The organism is Methylobacterium sp. CM6246 (genome assembly GCF_054818005.1).
Map to the genome: position 1 here is coordinate 5,341,302 of NZ_JBTXKY010000001.1, position 16,606 is coordinate 5,357,907.

14 protein-coding genes and 2 pseudogenes are annotated in these 16,606 nt (G+C 69.3%); 7 read left to right on the forward strand and 9 right to left on the reverse strand.

Features of this window, described 5'->3' with window-relative positions:
• Positions 1 to 142 precede the first annotated feature (142 nt).
• Positions 143 to 532 (forward strand): response regulator, encoded by a 390-nt coding sequence (locus tag ACYQPG_RS25745; protein ID WP_147906951.1) that lies wholly within the window; start codon positions 143 to 145, stop codon positions 530 to 532.
• A 72-nt stretch (positions 533 to 604) separates the two neighbouring features.
• On the opposite strand, the gene ACYQPG_RS25750 is transcribed toward ACYQPG_RS25745, so the two are convergent.
• Positions 605 to 994 (reverse strand): YraN family protein, encoded by a 390-nt coding sequence (locus ACYQPG_RS25750; RefSeq protein WP_461232508.1) that lies wholly within the window; start codon positions 992 to 994, stop codon positions 605 to 607.
• A complete protein-coding gene (rsmI, locus tag ACYQPG_RS25755) occupies positions 991 to 1,977 on the reverse strand; it encodes a 16S rRNA (cytidine(1402)-2'-O)-methyltransferase (RefSeq protein ID WP_147906953.1) in 987 nt (328 codons plus the stop codon). The genes ACYQPG_RS25750 and rsmI overlap by 4 nt, the downstream gene beginning before the upstream one ends.
• A gap of 133 nt (positions 1,978 to 2,110) precedes the next feature.
• On the opposite strand from rsmI, the gene ACYQPG_RS25760 reads away from it, so the two are divergent.
• Positions 2,111 to 3,397, forward strand: a complete 1,287-nt coding sequence (locus ACYQPG_RS25760; protein WP_461232000.1) for a penicillin-binding protein activator — start codon at positions 2,111 to 2,113, stop codon at positions 3,395 to 3,397.
• 12 nt (positions 3,398 to 3,409) lie between these two features.
• Here the strand turns inward: ACYQPG_RS25760 and hemW are convergent, their stop codons facing one another.
• Genes hemW through rph form a run of 3 tightly spaced genes read right to left on the reverse strand, consistent with a single transcriptional unit; the run spans position 3,410 to position 5,963 of the window.
• Complete coding sequence (hemW, locus tag ACYQPG_RS25765; RefSeq protein ID WP_461232001.1) at positions 3,410 to 4,585, reverse strand: radical SAM family heme chaperone HemW; 1,176 nt, start codon at positions 4,583 to 4,585, stop codon at positions 3,410 to 3,412.
• A gap of 38 nt (positions 4,586 to 4,623) precedes the next feature.
• Positions 4,624 to 5,253: an RdgB/HAM1 family non-canonical purine NTP pyrophosphatase gene (gene rdgB, locus ACYQPG_RS25770; RefSeq protein ID WP_147906954.1), complete on the reverse strand. Its 630-nt coding sequence runs from the start codon at positions 5,251 to 5,253 to the stop codon at positions 4,624 to 4,626.
• Positions 5,250 to 5,963, reverse strand: coding sequence for a ribonuclease PH (rph, locus tag ACYQPG_RS25775; protein ID WP_461232002.1), 714 nt, complete (start codon positions 5,961 to 5,963; stop codon positions 5,250 to 5,252). The genes rdgB and rph overlap by 4 nt, the downstream gene beginning before the upstream one ends.
• Positions 5,964 to 6,129: 166 nt before the next feature.
• Between rph and hrcA the strand changes: the two genes are divergently transcribed.
• On the forward strand, positions 6,130 to 7,185 hold the full coding sequence (gene hrcA / locus ACYQPG_RS25780) for a heat-inducible transcriptional repressor HrcA (RefSeq protein WP_147906967.1): 1,056 nt from the start codon (positions 6,130 to 6,132) through the stop codon (positions 7,183 to 7,185).
• A gap of 21 nt (positions 7,186 to 7,206) precedes the next feature.
• Here the strand turns inward: hrcA and ACYQPG_RS25785 are convergent.
• A pseudogene (locus tag ACYQPG_RS25785) lies at positions 7,207 to 9,205 on the reverse strand (methyl-accepting chemotaxis protein).
• A 347-nt stretch (positions 9,206 to 9,552) separates the two neighbouring features.
• A complete protein-coding gene (locus ACYQPG_RS25790; RefSeq protein WP_147937552.1) occupies positions 9,553 to 10,389 on the reverse strand; it encodes a DUF1236 domain-containing protein in 837 nt (278 codons plus the stop codon).
• A gap of 240 nt (positions 10,390 to 10,629) precedes the next feature.
• Here ACYQPG_RS25790 and ACYQPG_RS25795 point away from each other — a divergent pair, with 240 nt between their 5' ends.
• From ACYQPG_RS25795 to ACYQPG_RS25805, 3 genes are all read left to right on the forward strand, one after another.
• Positions 10,630 to 11,994 carry an MFS family transporter gene (locus ACYQPG_RS25795; protein ID WP_147906858.1) on the forward strand — a complete coding sequence of 455 codons (1,365 nt, stop codon included), beginning with the start codon at positions 10,630 to 10,632 and terminating at the stop codon, positions 11,992 to 11,994.
• A 94-nt stretch (positions 11,995 to 12,088) separates the two neighbouring features.
• Positions 12,089 to 13,261, forward strand: coding sequence for an alpha/beta hydrolase (locus tag ACYQPG_RS25800; protein WP_419830579.1), 1,173 nt, complete (start codon positions 12,089 to 12,091; stop codon positions 13,259 to 13,261).
• 55 nt (positions 13,262 to 13,316) lie between these two features.
• The gene (locus ACYQPG_RS25805) at positions 13,317 to 13,598 is read left to right on the forward strand and encodes a DUF2312 domain-containing protein (protein WP_461232003.1); all 282 of its coding nucleotides are present in this window, start codon (positions 13,317 to 13,319) and stop codon (positions 13,596 to 13,598) included.
• 39 nt (positions 13,599 to 13,637) lie between these two features.
• Here the strand turns inward: ACYQPG_RS25805 and ACYQPG_RS25810 are convergent, their stop codons facing one another.
• Positions 13,638 to 14,627: a phosphoribosylaminoimidazolesuccinocarboxamide synthase gene (locus ACYQPG_RS25810; RefSeq protein ID WP_147937555.1), complete on the reverse strand. Its 990-nt coding sequence runs from the start codon at positions 14,625 to 14,627 to the stop codon at positions 13,638 to 13,640.
• Between the two features lie 119 nt (positions 14,628 to 14,746).
• Positions 14,747 to 15,473 (reverse strand): annotated as a pseudogene (locus ACYQPG_RS25815) (methyl-accepting chemotaxis protein); the annotation flags it as partial.
• Positions 15,474 to 15,853: 380 nt separating this feature from the next.
• Here ACYQPG_RS25815 and ACYQPG_RS25820 point away from each other — a divergent pair.
• Complete coding sequence (locus ACYQPG_RS25820; protein WP_147906867.1) at positions 15,854 to 16,606, forward strand: Crp/Fnr family transcriptional regulator; 753 nt, start codon at positions 15,854 to 15,856, stop codon at positions 16,604 to 16,606.

A 16,606-nucleotide genomic window follows, 5' to 3' on the forward strand; every position in this document is an offset into this window, starting at 1 on the left:
GGCGACGCCACGGGTGGTCTCGCGGACCGTCCGGCGCGCTGCCTCGGCGCTTCCAAGCGCTGCTCCTGCGGCTCGCGAGGCGACACCAACCGCACGGCAAGATCCCCGGCGACGGGGGCGATCGAAGGGAAGACGGCCCGGCGTGACTGCTGACCCCAACGATGACGTCCTGAACGGCGTCCGCGTCCTCGTCGTCGAAGACGAGGCTGCGATCTCGATGCTGCTCGAGGACATGCTGCTCGACTTCGGCTGCGCCGTGGTCGGCCCTGCCGCACGCCTGTCGACCGCCCTCGAAATGGCCGCTCAGGAAACGTTCGAGATCGCGATTCTCGACGTGAACGTGGCCGGCGAACCGATTTACCCGGTGGCCGAAGCGATCGTGCAGCGGGACCTGCCCCTGGTGTTCTCCACGGGCTACGGTGGTGCCGGCATCCGCGAGCCATTCCGCGACAGGCCCGTGGTGCAGAAGCCGTTCAGTCAGGCCGACCTCAAGCGGACGCTGATCAGCGCGATCCGGGCCGCCCGCGGCTGACCGGTCGAATCGTCCGGTCATTGGCCTGCCGCGTTTCGGCGCCCGATGATGGGACCCGAAAAGCCGACTGCCTCACAACCCTTCGATGGTGAAGACGCTCGGCACGTGCACTGGCCACGCGCCGTCGCCGACTAACACGGCGTCGGCCCGAAGCGTCATCCCAGCGCACCAGGGATTGCGGCCGACCCACGCCCGCACCGCGCGGGAGAAGCGCCGACGCTTCGCGGCGTCGATCGCCGTTCGGGCATCGTCCAGCCGGAACCGGGCTTTGACCTCCACGAACACGATGGTGCGTGGACGCCGGACGATCAGGTCGATCTCGCCCCCGGCGAAGCTGACTCGTCGGCCGATCGGCCAGTAGCCTTTGGCCAGCAACGCCGCCATCGCCAGCCACTCGGCCCGGTGCCCGCGCAGATAGGCGGCGCGGCGCTGCAGGATGCGATCCGGCACGGCTCGTCTCAGTCCTGGCTGTCCCGGGCCAGCGCCAGCGCCCGGGTGTAGATGGCGCGGCGTGGTTGCCCGGTCTCGTCCGCGACGAGGCTCGCTGCGTCCTTGATCGAGTGCCGCTCAAGGGCGGTGCGGATCAGCTCGTCCAGGGCGGCGTCACCCTCGGCCGTGCGCTCCGGCGCCGTCGCCGCGCCGATGATCACGACGATCTCGCCCTTCGGCGCGCCCTCCTGGCCGAACCGCTCGCTCAACGAGCCCAGCGTGTCCCGGCGGATCGTCTCGTAGAACTTGGTCAGTTCCCGGGTCACCGCGGCAGGACGGTCGGCGCCGAGCACGGATGCGGCGTCGGCCAGCATCTCCGGCAGGCGATGCGGCGACTCGAACAGGACCAGCGTGCCCGGGACCTGGATCAGGGCTTCGAGGCGGTTGCGCCGGGCCCCGGCCTTCTGGGGCAGGAACCCCTCGAAGAAGAACCGGTCGGTGGGCAGGCCGGCGGCCACCAGCGCAGTCATGACCGCGGAGGGCCCGGGCACGGGCGTGATCGCGACCTCGGCCTCGATCGCCGCCTGTACGAGTTTGTATCCGGGATCCGACACGAGCGGCGTCCCGGCATCCGAGACCAGGGCCAGGGCCTCGCCGGCCCGGAGGCGGGCCACCATCCGGTCGCGCACGGCCTCGTTCGAGTGCTCGTGATAGGCGAGCAAAGGGGTCGTGATCCCGTAATGCGCCAAGAGCGTCCGGGTCACCCTCGTATCCTCGGCCAGCACGGCGTCGGCCGCCGCCAGGGTCGCGAGCGCCCGGATGGTGATGTCGCGCAGGTTGCCGATCGGCGTCGCCACAATGTGCAGACCCGGCGCCAACGGCTCCGTCTCGCTGGCGAGGCCGAAGGCCGTGAACGTGGTGTTCCGCGGGCGGTCCGCACCGGGCCTCTGGGACGGGGGTGTGGAAGTGGGTTTGGTTGAGATCGCTGGCCCCGGGGCATCGAATCGACGGTTCATCGCGGGTGATCTTGCCACAGTGCCGGCCCCGCGTCGCGGCTGCACGTCGAGTCCGGGGGCAAGTCGGTGTCGGCGCGTTTACATTTGAAAAATGCCCGGTCAGGTTGTTCGAACCTGCCCGAAGGAGACCGCCATGGCGCGTCCGAAGTGTGGGCGGAACCGTCTCGTGCGGGTCACCGCCCTGACCGTTGCACTCAGTGCCTTGGCGCTGGGTGGCTGCGTCGGCGGATTCGGGGACGGACGCGCGGCCCGGCGCGGCGGGCAGCCCCGGGCCGAACTGTCGCCGCCGGCCGACGTGCCGCAGGGCGGTGCCCCATCGGTCGCGGCGGACCAGAACGCTGCCCCCCTCACCCCGGCGGCGGCTGGCGGCAACCGTATCGGCTCGGGAACCGTGAAGGTCGCGCTGGTCCTGCCTTTGACCGGCACTGGAGTGGCCGTCGGGACGGCCATGCGCAACGCCGCGCAGCTCGCCTTCGACGAGGCCCAGCAACCGGACCTGACGATCCTGATCGAGGACGACCGCGGCAGTTCGGACGGTGCCAGGGAGGCGACTCAGGAGGCCCTGAAGGAGGGCGCCGACATCGTGCTCGGTCCCGTTTTCGCCGCCAACGTCCAGGCCGCCGCCGTACCCGCCCGGGCCGCCGGCAAACCGGTGATCGGATTTTCGACGGATGCCTCCGTGGCCGCCCGGGGGATCTATCTTCTCAGCTTCCTGCCGCAGCCCGAGGTCGACCGGATCGTCGACGAGTCGGTCGCCGACGGCCGGCGCTCCTTCGCGGCTTTGATCCCGGAGACCGCCTACGGCAACGCCGTCGAGGCCGAGTTCCGTGAGGCGGTCGCCCGCAAGGGGGCCCGGGTCGCGGCGGTCGAACGATATCCGTCGGGGGCCCCCGGGCCGGCGGTGGAGCGGCTGGCGCGCGTCATCACGGGGGCCGGCGCGACGGCCGATACGCTGTTCATCCCGGATACCGCAGAGGCGATGCCGGCGGTGGCGGCGGCGCTGACCAAGGCCGGCTACAGCCCGGCCCGGGTCAGGCCGGTCGGCACGGCACTCTGGAACGAGCCGTCGCTCTACGCGCTGCCCGCGCTCCAGGGCGGGCGGTTCGCCTCGCCCGACCGAAGCGGCTTCTCTAGTTTCAGCGGTCGCTACCAGGCCCGGTTCGGTGCCGTGCCGCCGCGGGTCGCCTCCCTCGCGTACGACGCCGTGATGCTGTCGGCGGCGCTGAACCGGCAATACGGATCGCAACGATTCGCCGAGACGACGCTGACCAACGCCTCTGGCTTCTCTGGAACGGACGGCACCTTCCGGTTTCGGCCAGAGGGGCTCAGCGATCGGGCGCTGGCGGTCTACGAGATCCGCAACAACGCCGCGACCGTGGTCAGCGCGGCACCGCGCGTCCTGGCCAAGCCCGGGACTTGATGATCGAGCCCGTCAGGCCGCGAGTTCGGCCACCAGGGCGTTCAGCACCGGCGCACCGCGGGGCGTGGCAGCGATTCGGCCGCCCGGCAGGCGATGGAGCAGGCCGTCGCCGACCAGCATGCCCATCCGGTTGCTGTTGAGCGGCCGGCCCTTCAGGGCGGCGTAGCGCTCGGGATCGATCCCCTCAGTCAGCCGCAGGCCCATCACGAGGAACTCGTCGGCCTGGTCTGCCGCCGCCAGGGTCTCGGTCTCGACGATCCCGTGGCCGTCGCGCTCGACGCGGGCGAGCCACGCTTCCGGGTTGCGTTCGGTGACGGTGCCGATCCGGCCGGCCGGCGTGACAAGGCGCCCATGGGCCCCCGGCCCGATGCCGGCATATTCGCCGTAGCGCCAGTAGAGCAGGTTGTGGCGGGATTCCGCGCCCGGCCGGGCATGGTTGGAGATCTCGTAGGACGGCAGGCCCGCCTGCCCGCAGACCTCCTGGGTCACGTCGTAGAGGATCCGGCCCGCCTCGTCGTCGGGCGTCACCAGCTTGCCGGCGGCGGCGAGGCCGTGGAACGGCGTGCCCGGCTCGATGGTGAGCTGGTAGAGCGACAGGTGTTCGGCGGCGCGGGTGAGCGCCTCGTTTAGCTCGGCCCGCCACAGGGCGGGGGTCTGGTCGGGGCGTGCGTAGATCAGGTCGAACGAGGTCCGGTCGAACACCGCCTGCGCGATGCCGATCGCCGCGAAGGCGTCCTCGGCGTTGTGCAGCCGCCCGAGCTTCTTCAACGACGCGTCGTCCAGCGCCTGCACGCCGAGCGACACCCGGTTCACCCCGGCGGTCCGGTAGCCGCGGAAGCGGCTGGCCTCGACGCTCGACGGGTTGGCCTCCAGGGTGATTTCGATATCCGAGGCCATCGCCCAGTGCGCCGCCACCGCGTCGAGCAGGCCCGCCACCGTCGCGGGATCCATCAGCGACGGCGTACCGCCGCCGAGGAAGATGCTGGTGACGGTGCGGCCCGGGGTACGGGCGGCGCTGTGGGCGATCTCCGCCCGGAATGCGTCGAGGTAGCGCGCCTGATCCACGCCCGCATGCCGGACGTGGCTGTTGAAGTCGCAATATGGGCACTTCGCGGCGCAGAAGGGCCAGTGCAGGTAGATGCCGAAGCCCGCGTCGCGGGTCGGATGGTCCGGGCCGGTCGAAGTCATGATCGCCGGGATGTGCGCGTGCCAGCGCGGTTTGGCAATCAGGCCGCCGGCGCCAGGCAGGCGCGGCTCAACAACACGAAGGCCCGGGCGCGGTGCGACAGCCCCTCCCCCTTCTGCCAATCGACACCGTGCTTCTCCTCGGCGCTCATCTCGCCGAAGGTCCGGGCATGGCCGTCCGGCTGGAAGATCGGATCGTAGCCGAAGCCGGCATCGCCCCGCGGCGGAACGAGCGTGCCGAACACACGGCCCTCGAAAAGCTCGGTATGGCCGTCCGGCCAGGCGAGCACGAGCGCGGAGACGAAATGCGCCGTCCGGTCGCTCGCGTCGCGCTGTTCCAGCTCCGAGACGATGCGTGCCATCGCGCCGGAAAAGTCCTTGGTCGGACCGGCCCAGCGCGCGGAGAAGATGCCCGGCGCGCCGTCCAGTGCATCGACGCAGAGGCCGGAATCGTCCGCGAAGGCGGGCAGTCCGGTCGCCTTGGCGGCGGCATGCGCCTTGATGGCGGCGTTCTCGGAGAACATCGTGCCGGTCTCGTCAGGCTCGGGCAGCCCCAGCTCGCCGGCCGAGACCGCCTCGATCCCGAACGGTGCCAGCAGCTCGCGCATCTCGGTGAGCTTGCCCGCGTTGTGGGTTGCGATCACCACCTTGCCGGTCAGCCTGCGGCTCACGCGATCGTCTCCTTCTGGAGCGCCACCAGCCGGTCGGTGCCGGCGCGGGCCAGCCGCAGCAATTCGAGGAGCTGGGCCTCGGAGAACGGCTCCATCTCGGCGGTGCCCTGCACCTCGACGATGCCGCCCTTGCCGGTCAGCACGAAGTTCGCGTCGGTCTCGGCCGCCGAATCCTCGGCGTAGTCGAGGTCGAGCACCGGTGTGCCCTTGTACAGGCCGCAAGACACGGCCGCGACGTGGTCGCGCAGCGGGTCCACCGAGATGATCGAGCGGGTGCGCATCCAGGCGAAGCAATCGTAGAGCGCCACCCAGGCACCGGTTATCGCCGCGGTCCGGGTGCCGCCATCGGCCTGGATCACGTCGCAATCGACGGTGATCTGGCGCTCTCCCATTGCGGGCAGGTTGGTGACCGCGCGGAGTGACCGGCCGATGAGCCGCTGGATCTCCTGCGTGCGGCCCGACGGCTTGCCCGAATTGATCTCGCGCCGGGTCCGGTCATGCGTCGCGCGCGGCAGCATCGCATACTCGGCGGTGACCCAGCCCTTGCCGGAGCCGCGCAGCCACGGGGGACCGCGCTCTTCGAGGGAGGCGGTGCAGAGCACGCGGGTGTTGCCGAAGCTGACCAGGCAGGAGCCCTCGGCGAAGCGCGAGACCGCGCGCTCCAGGGTGACCGGCCGCAGCTCGTCGGCGGCGCGCTTCGAAGGCCTCATCGCGGGCCCTTTCTGATGAGAGAGTGAGGGCCGGGCTCTTAGGCCGCGGAGCCTGCGCGGGCAAGCATCGCCGTACGGATTGATCCCTGGACACCGGGCGGACATGATCGCACGACAGGATGACCGCGTGACCGATTCCAACAGCCTCTTTCCGCAAGACCCCTCGATGCAGGCGCTCGCCGCCCTCAACGAGCGCGCCCGCGAGATCTTCCGGCAGATCGTCGAGAGCTATCTCACGACCGGCGAGCCGGTGGGGTCGCGCAACCTGGCGCGCATCCTCCCGATGGCGCTGTCGCCGGCCTCGATCCGCAACGTCATGGCGGACCTGGAGCATTCCGGCCTGATCTTCGCGCCGCACACCTCGGCCGGCCGGCTGCCGACCGAGCTCGGGCTGCGGTTCTTCGTGGATGCCATGCTCGAACTCGGCGATGTCGGCCAGGAGGAGCAGACCCGGATCGAGGCGGAGATGCGCGCCGCCGCCTCCGGCCACACCTTCGATTCGGCGCTGGCCGCAGCCTCGACCATGCTGTCGGGCATCTCGCGCGGCGCTGGCGTGGTTCTGACCACGAAGGCGAACGTCCACCTCAAGCACATCGAGTTCGTCCGCCTCGATCCGGCCCGCGCCCTCGTGGTGCTGGTCTCCGACGACGGCTCGGTGGAGAACCGGCTGGTCGACCTGCCGCCGGGTCTGCCAGCCGGCGCGCTCCAGGAGGCCACGAACTTCCTCAATGCCCGGCTGCAGGGCCGCACCCTCGGCACGCTGCGCGCCGAGATCGAGGCTGGCCGCAAGGCGATGAAGCGCGAGTTGGACGCGCTGACCGAGCGCTTGGTCGATGCAGGCCTCGCGACGCCGGTGGGCCCGAGCGAAGCCCGGCAACTGATCGTGCGCGGTCAAGCGAACCTGCTCGACGACCTGCGCGCCGTCGAGGACCTCGAGCGCATCCGCCTGCTGTTCAACGATCTCGAGACCCAGAAGGACGTCATCGACCTCCTGGCCCGCGCCGAGGGCGGCGAGGGCGTGCGGATCTTCATCGGCTCGGAGAACAAGCTGTTCTCGCTCTCGGGCTCGTCGCTGATCGCCGCGCCGTTCCGCGACGGGTCGCAGAAGATCGTCGGCGTCGTCGGCGTGATCGGGCCCACGCGGCTGAACTACGCCCGTATCGTCCCGATGGTCGATTACACCGCCCGGGTGGTCTCGAAGCTGCTCGACGGCAGCCGCTGACAGCCGCCCGTCGGGCCGCGCTCAAGCGGCCCGGACGGTGTGCAGGAAGTCTGCAACCTCGCGAGACAGCTGCGCCGATTGCCGCGAGAGCGCGGAGGCCGCGTCGAGCACCTGATGGGCGGCCGTGCCGGTCTGCTCCGAGGCCGCGGCGACGCCGGTGATGTTCGTGGTGACCTCGTCTGTCCCGCTCGCCGCCTGGCTGACGTTGCGCACGATCTCCTGGGTCGCCGTGCCCTGCTGCTCCACCGCGGCCGCTACCGCGCCTGTGACGCGGTTGATGTCGCGGATGCGCGTCATGATCCCGCCGATCGCCTGCGTGGCGTGGTCGGTCGATCCTTGGATCCGACCGATCAGGCCGGTGATCTCTTCGGTGACGCGTCCGGTCTGGGCAGCCAGTTCCTTCACCTCGGACGCAACGACGGCGAAGCCCCGTCCGGCCTCGCCCGCGCGCGGCCTCGATCGTCGCGTTCAGGGCGAGGAGATTGGTCTGGGCCGCGATGCTGGAGATCAGCCCGACCGCGTCGCCGATCTTCGAGACCGCCTGGGCCAGGTCCTGCACCAGATGGCCGGTCTGGTCCGCCTCGCCGACCGCCGCTTGCGCCAGGGTGGTCGAGCCCTCCACCTGCCCGGCAATCTCCCGGACGCTGGTGCCGAGTTGCTCCGCTGCGGCCGCGACCGTGCGGACGTTGGTGGCCGCCTCCTCGGCGGCGGCCGCGACGCTGGTCGATTGCGCCGCAGCCTGGGTCGCGCTCGCCGTCAGGGTCTGGGCCGTGGCCTCAAGCTCGGTGGCCGAGGACGAGACCATGCCGACGATCGCCCCGACGGCCTGCTCGAAGCCATCGGCCAGCGCATTCATCGCGCGCCTGCGCTCGGATTCGGCGGCCTCGTCCGCCCCGCGCTTCACCTCGGCCTGGTCGCGCGCCCGCTGCGCCACCAAAGCCTTGATGCCCTCGACCGCTTGGCCGACCAGGCCGATCTCGTCGCCGCGCCGAGCCTCGGCGATCTCGGTATCGAGCGCGCCCTGGCTCATGCGCTGCAGGACGCCAACCAAGCGATTGAGCGGACGCGAGACGGTGAGCGTCATCAGCCGGCCAACGACGAGGCCGAGCACGAGCAGGACCAGAAGGGTGGCCACCGCCAGCTCCTTCGCCAACAGCGTGGTCGAAGCCAGCGCCTCGGCGCTGTCAACCGAGAGCGCGATGTACCAGTCGAGCGATGGCGGCAGGTTCGGGACGCGGGCGAAGGCGGTGAAGGTCGCCCGGCCGCCCTCCTGGGTCTCGGCAAGGTCGCCGCCGATCTTCGGCGGCGGCCCCGCGATCAAGTCCGACAGCGGTTTGCCGATCAGCTCCGCGCGCGGATGGGCCAGCACCGTTCCACCGCGCGACACCAAATAGGCGTAGCTTTTGCCGCCCGCGCCGACCTCGGCGATCATCCGGGTCAGGGCGGCGCTGTCGAAGTCGCCTCCGATCACGCCGAGGACCGCCCGGTTCTTGCCGAAGACTGGCCCCGCCGCAGTGATCGTGACGGCGTTGGTTCCGGCGTCGATATAGGGCTCGGTCAAGACAGCTTGCCCGGCCGCCAAGGCATCCTTGTACCACGGACGCTCACGCGGGTCGTAGCCGGAGGGCAGCTCGGACTTGGGCACCATTGTGTAAAAGCCGTCCGGACGGCCGATATACGCACCGAAGAAGAGGTTGCGCGCCATCGGCAGACCGAGGACGTCGTTCGCCTCCGGCCCGATTCCGGCAAGCGCGATCTGCTGCGCCATGAGCTGTGTCACGTCGAGCTTGCCGCGCAACCAGTTTCCGACACTCCGCGCCGATGCGACGCTCAGGCTCGCCATGTTTGCGTTGAGGTTAGCCCGTAGGGCGGAGGATTGCGTGGCGTAGAGATAGGCAGAACTTGCGCCGAAGGCGGCACAGACCACGCTCAGGATCAGGAGCATGGCGCGGCCGGAGACTCCAAGGCGCGGTCGCCAGCCGCGCGCAGGTCCGACCGCGTTGAATTCCTGTCCCGACATGCCCTGCCCTCGTCAGCCGCTAATCGATCGATCACCCCCGCAGGACCTGCACCCGTAAATCGACACCGATACTTGTTGTCGATCACTGGAATGCTCTCCGCGGACACTGAACGCTCGATCTTCATCGAAGCGTCTCAGCTGCTGGTTCAGAATCATCAACCGTGCCGACCGCTTCTCTATTCTTCACAGCTTTCGGTTATCTTGCAATCTCTTGCTGCGCATCAAGGTGAGTGTCAGGGCTTTCTTGAATCTCTCATCAAAATGCTGCCCGCCGGGATCCGTGCCCCCGGCGGAGCAGGTGTTTGTCGGTCATGCTTGCGCGCGGGGCGAAGCGACCATCCCGCACATCATGCAGGGATCACGTCGACGATCTCATAAGTATCGGGATCGATGATCACGATGTCGTCGCGCACCAGGATGAAGTCATATCCCTCGTATTCCGGCACGATCTCGATGATCGCGGGCGGAAGCCGGTGGAGCCTGACGGAGCGCGGGATCGCGGTTCCGACCGCGAGGCCGAACGCGACGTCCCGCAGCGGCGAGACACCGAGCCGGGTGATCGAGCCGCGAAACTCGGTGCGCTGACGGGTGTCGAGACGGCCCACCGCACCGCGGGCCGAACCGCCGCCGCGACCGCCCCGCACGCCGTCGCGCCCGCCACGATCGCCGCGCTCACCTGCAGCCCCTCGATCGCCGCGCTGGTTGGGGCCTGTCTCGTCGCGGCCGCCGCGGTCACCGCGCTGGCCTGGGCCGGTCTCGTCACGACCGCCGCGCTGTTCGACCGGGCCGCCGTCGCGGCCACCCCTTTCTGCAGCGTCGGGAGTGCCGCCCGGGCCGTTCCGATCTGCGCCGCCGCTGCGCTCGCCGGCACCCCCGGCCTGTCCCGACCGCCCGGGCGCGTCTGCACCGCGCGAGGCCGGACCGCCCGACTCGCCCCCCCGTGCTCCACCGTCCGAACCGCCGCGCATCCCGCCGCCTTCGGCTCCACCCGCTCCACCGCGCATGCCGCCGCCGGCACCGCCCGGTCCGGCTCCGCCACCCGCTCCAGCGCCGCCGCCCGCCGCCGGTCCACCACCACCGCCCGGGCCGCCGCCAGCGCCGCCGGGGCCTCCCTGCGCAAACGCCGTCGCCGCGCCGGCGATGAGGATGGCGGCCGCCACCGTGTCCCTGAAGATCCGCGCCATGGCCTGTCGTCCCGTTGTGGTTGTGGTGCCGTCGGCACCCGTGCCGGGCCGCAACGGGGTCCCGCGCAAAACCGTTCCGTGCCGGTCAGCGATCCAGGGCGAAGACAAATGACACTGTCGGCCGCTGTCCCGGCCAAAGTCCGATCACGGACTTGCGATCACGGTCGTCGCCTGTAACGTCGCCGCCATCGAAGAATAGGCCGGCTGTTACCGGCCGATGAACCGCAAGACGGAGACGCCATGTCCGCCCTGAGGGACGATACGATCGGTATCGCACCGAGTGCCGCCGACGACGCCGCCGACCGCAAGCGTCGGATCTGGGCGATCGTCGGTTCGTCCTCAGGTAATCTGGTCGAGTGGTACGACTTCTATTGCTACGCGTTCTTCGCGCTCTACTTCGCGCCGGCTTTCTTCCCCAAGGGCGATTCGACCAGCCAGCTCCTCCAGACCGCCGGCATTTTCGCGGTGGGCTTCTTCATGCGCCCCGTGGGCGGCTGGCTGTTCGGGCGCATCGCCGACCGGGTCGGGCGGCGGACCTCGATGGTCGTCTCGGTGCTGATGATGTGCTTCGGCTCGCTGCTGATCGGCATATTGCCGACCTACGAACATGTCGGCACGCTGGCCCCCGTCCTGCTGCTGCTTGCACGCATGCTTCAGGGCCTGTCGGTGGGCGGCGAATACGGCACCTCGGCGACCTACATGAGCGAGGTCGCGATCAAGGGAAAGCGCGGGTTCTTCGCCTCGTTCCAGTACGTCACGCTGATCGGCGGCCAGCTGCTCGCGTCGCTGGTCTTGGTGCTGCTCCAGACGGTGATGACCGCCCCGGAGCTGACCGCCTGGGGCTGGCGCATCCCGTTCTTCATCGGCGCCGGGTTGGCCGTGGTGGCGCTGTACCTCCGCCGCTCGCTCGCCGAGACCAAGGAAGCCGGCGACAAGGAGACCGCCGGTACCTTTGCCGAGCTGTTCAAGCACTGGCGGGCGTTCTGCGTCGTCCTGGCCTACACGGCCGGCGGCTCCCTGAGCTTCTACACGTTCACCACTTACATGCAGAAGTACCTGGTCAACACCGCCGGCATGCCGAAGACCTCCGCGTCGCAGGTGATGACCTGCGTGCTGTTCGTGTACATGGCGATCCAGCCGCTGTTCGGCGCGTTGTCCGACAGGATCGGTCGCAAGGCGAACATGCTGCTCTATAGCGGCCTCGGCACGCTCATGGTGGTGCCGCTGATGACCGCTCTCGGGACCAACAAGGATCCCTACCTGGCCTTCGCCCTGATCACCCTCGGCCTGTCGGTGGTGTCGTTCTACACCGGCATCAGCGGCATCGTGAAAGCCGAGCTGTTCCCCACCAACGTGCGCGCCCTTGGCGTCGGCCTGTCCTACGCGCTGGCCAACGCCATGTTCGGCGGCACCGCCGAGTTCGTCGCCCTGTGGTTCAAGGACGCCGGCATGGAGAGCACGTTCTTCTGGTACGTGACCGTGCTGATGGCGGTGGCGTTCGTGGGTTCGCTGATCATGCCGAACCCCAAGGTGCACGGCTATCTCGACGGTGCCGGCACCGTGGAAGAGGCGCTCGGCAAGAAGCGCCGGTTCGCCCACGCCTGAACCCGGCGGGCCGACGACAACGACGAGGCGGCCGGCCCGTACGCCCGATGACTGGCCTCCCGCCGATCGCGTGACACGAAAGCGGGAGGACACGATGCTGAAAATCGCCGTCACGGGCGCCCTGGCGCTGCTCTGTTTCGGGGCCGCTCAGGGCGCTCGGTCCGAGGAAGCCGGGCCCTTCAAGCCGACCCGACCCGCCGGCTACTTCTTCGTCGGTGGCCGCTACGAGACCGCGAACAACCGGACGACCGCCCACGGGCAGATGTTCGTCGCGTATCGCGCGCCGGAGCGGGCTACGCAGCCCTATCCGGTGGTGATGGTTCACGGCACGGCGCAGACCGGGACCAACTTCCTCGGGACGCCCGACGGACGGTCCGGCTGGGCCGACCGCTTCGCCGCCAAGGGGTTTGCGGTCTACGTTGTCGATCAGGTCGGGCGGGGCCGCTCGGGCGGCGATGCGGAGACGTACGGACCCTACGCCCGTCTGCCCGCCGAGGACCTCGAGACCGTGTTCACCGGCCAGGAACGCTCCGGGCTCTACCCGCAGGCGAAGCTGCATACCCAATGGCCGGGCGGGCCGGGCCTGCGCGGCAACGCGGCTTTCGACGCGTTCTACCGCTCTCAGGTGCCCTACATCGCGAGCGCCCTGAAGAGCGAGGAGCTGGTCGATCCGGCGCTGATCGCGCTGCTCGAAAAGATCGGGCCGGCGATCGTGCTGACCCATTCGCAGGCCGGCGTTTTCGGCTGGGCGGTCGCCGACCAGCGGCCCGACCTCGTCAAGGCCCATGTCGCCGTCGAGCCGAACGGGCCGACCTTCTTCGACGTCCGGTTCAAAGGCGGCACCGACTGGTACGAGCGGGTCGGGGACGCCCGGGCCCGCCCCTACGGCATCACCCGCGTGCCGCTGCATTTCGAGCCGCCGGTGAGTGGCCCGACGGACCTGACCGTGGTCCAGGCCGAGCGCGCGGCCGGGCCGGACAAGATCCGCTGCTGGTTGCAGGCGGAGCCCGCCCGCGCCCTGCCGAACCTCGCCAAGGTGCCCGCGGTGATCGTGACCGCGGAGGCCTCGTTCCGGGCGACCATGGACGATTGCACGGCGGCCTTCCTCACCCAGGCGGGCGCCAAGCCGGACCGGCTGGCGCTGGCCGAGCACGGGATCCACGGCAACGGCCACATGATGATGCTGGAATCGAACAGCGATCAGGTGGCGGACGCGATCGTCGGGTGGATCGAGGGCCGGATCGGCGCCGGCGATCCCCGGCCTTAACGCCCTGCTTACCCTCTGCCGCGAGGGTACGGCCCGTCATACGACGAGGCTTTGCATGACCGACATGACCGACACCGTGGGCGTCGCGGGCGACCGCATCCGCTCGATCATCGAGCGCGTGGAACGGCTGGAGGAGGAGATCAAGGACCTGACGGAGGCGAAGAAGGAGATCTTCGCCGAGGCCAAGGGCGAAGGCCTGGACGTTAAGATCCTCAAGGAGATCCTGAAGATCCGCAAGCAGGACAAGGACGAGCGTGACGAGCACGAGACGCTGCTCGACATCTACCTGCGCGCCATGGACGCGCCGACCCCGGCCCCGATCAAGGCGGCCGCCTGACGCGACCAAATGGGGCGGCGCTCGGGCGCCGTCCCGCCCTCAGACGACCGGCTCGGCCGCGAGATAGGCGGCGATGTTGCGCCGAACGCGGTCGAGCGGCACGTCGTCCGACTTGGGGAGCGTAAAGCGCGCACCGGTGATCGTCTCGTAGGCCCGGATGTAGACCGCAGCGGTTTCCAGCACGATCTCGGCCGGGATCTCGGGGATCGGGTCCTTATACGGGTCGCATCGGGCCACGACCCAGTTGCGCACGAAATCCTTGTCGAAGCTCTCCGGGGCGGTCCCCGCTTCGAAGCGCTCGGGGTAGCTCTGCGCGAACCAGTAGCGGCTGCTGTCCGGGGTGTGGATCTCGTCGGCGAGCACGATGCGCCCCTCCGGATCGGTGCCGAACTCGTACTTCGTGTCGGCCAGGATCAGCCCGCGCTCGGCCGCCAGTTCCTGGCCGCGGGCGAACAGCGCCAGGGCCGCTTCGGAGACGGTCCGCCATTGCTCCGGGGTGAGCAGGTTGCGCTCCAGGATTTCGGCTTCCGTCAGCGGCTCGTCGTGGCCCCCGTCGAACGCCTTGGTGGTGGGCGTGATAATGGGCTTCCCCAGGCGCTCGTTCGGCCGCATGCCGTCCTGGAAGCGATGCCCGTACATCTCCCGCTCGCCGGCCCTGTAACGCGTGAGCACAGAGGTCGAGGTCGTGCCCGCGAGATAGCCGCGCACCACCACCTCGACCGGCAGGATCTCCAGGCGGCGGCCGACCACGACGTTCGGGTCCGGGTAGGCCAGGACGTGGTTCGGGCAGAGGTCGGCCGTGCGCTCGAACCAGTAGCGCGCGGTCTGGGTCAGCACCTGACCCTTGAACGGGATCGCGGCGAGCGCCCGGTCGAAAGCGCTGATCCGGTCCGAGGTGATCAGGATGCGCCGCCCGTCAGGGAGGTCGTAATTGTCCCGTACCTTGCCGCGGTAATGGTTCGGCAATTCGGGCAGCGTCGCCTCGCGCAGGACCTGGTGGGCATGCGGGGCGAGATCTGCCGTGTTCATCGGACCGTTCCCTCAGGCTGCACGGCGACGGCGCCGCATCGCGTGTGTGCGCGGACAGCCGCGAGATTTCCAGCCCCTTGGGGCCCTTCGCAGTGGGCCGGCCTGCCCCGAGCGAGCGATCAGGCGGCCCGTACCGTGTCGAGGAAGCGCGCGACTTCGGCGGCGAGGTGCTCGGATTGCCGCGACAGTTCCGAGGCCGCATTCAGGACCTGGATTGCCGCGACGCCTGTGTCCTCGGCGGCGTTGGCGACACCGGTGTTGTTGCAGGTGACCTCAGCCGTGCCCGTCGCCGCTTGACCGACGTTGCGAACGATCCCCCGGTCGACGCACCTTGATGCTCGACTGCCGTGGCGATGCTGATCGCCACGCCGTTGATTTCTTGGATGCGCGCGGTGATCGACCCGAAGGCCGACGCCGCCTGGCCAGTCGAAGCCTGGACCCTGGCGATCTGGCCGGCGATCTCTTCCGTCGCCTTGGCGGTCTGCTCGGCCAAGGCCTTCACCTCGGAGGCTACGACCGAGAAGCCGCGGCCGGCCGCACCGGCACGAGCCGCTTCGATAGTGCCATTGAGCGCAAGCAGGTAAGTCTGCCCGGCGATCGACGAGATCAGCCCGACCACGTCGCCGATCCAGGCTACCGTGGCGCTCAGTTCCTGAACGGAGATTGCGGTCTGCACAGCCTCCGTGACGGCACCCAGCGCGAGCTTGGCCGAGCCGTCGACCTGCTGGCCGATCTCCTGTACAGATGAGCCCAAGACTTCGGATGCAGCCGCCACGTCTCGTTGACGTTGGATGCGGCCTGTTTGGCCGCGGACTGGAGGGAGGTCTGCGCGGCCATGGCCGACATCGCGCCGATCTCCTTTTTCGTCTCGGTATTGGCCGGTGTGGGGAAAGAGGCTGACCGCCTCCGCGACACCGCACCGGCATCCGAGGTGGTCCGCCAGAAACGCTCCTGAGCGCCTAATCCCTATCCAACATGGATGCACATCCGCATGATCCCTGGGTCGAGACGTCGCGCATAGAATCCGACTGCTCGTCCGTTGGTCGCCAGCGACCTCGGAGCGCACGGCGCATTTCGACGACATGGCGTGCTGTCCACCGGTGAACACCAGTCACCCGCCTATGGTCGAGGCCATAGGCTGCTGCTATGCCGTCCCCGGATCAGCCCTCGAACGCGAGCGCTGAGGGCTGCGAGACTGGATACGCTCGCCAGCCGGTGGGGGTATGATGACGGGAGCTCTCGACCAGACCAATCGCCATCCCTTCATCCGTCGTATCGAGAGCATCGCCCTCTTCACCTTGACGGATGACGAGCGGGCCGCGCTGAACGCCGTGCCCATGCAGATTGCGCAGTTCGAGGCCTATCAGGATATCGTGCGGGAGGGTGACGAGCCGGGGCGCTGCTTCGCCTTGCTCGAGGGTATCGCCTGCACCTACAAATCCACGCAGGGCGGCAAGCGTCAGGTGATGGCCTATCATGTCGCGGGTGATATCCCCGACATGCAGAGCTTGCACCTGAAGGTCCTCGACATCAGCATCGCCGCCGTCGGCCCGAGCAAGGTCGGCTTCGTCCAGCACGAGGCGGTTCGCGCGCTGCTGCGAGCGTTCCCGCGCCTCGGCGACGCGCTGTGGCGGGCGACACTGATCGACGCCGCCCTCGTCCGTGAGTGGATGCTCAATACCGGACGCCGGGAGGCGTTCGCGCGCATGGCCCACCTGTTCTGCGAATTGATCACCCGTCTGGGCGTCGTCGGCCTCGCCCCCGATCTCACCTGCGACCTGCCGATGACGCAGCCGGAATTGGCGGACGCCCTGGGGATCACGCCGGTCCATGTGAACCGCACCATCCGCGACCTGAAGGCCGCCGGATTGATCACGTTGCGCAGCCGGCGCCTTACGGTTCACGATTGGGACGGTTTGCGGGCCGCTGCGGAGTTCGACCCGACCTACCTGCACATCACCGATCCGGAGCCGGCCTGA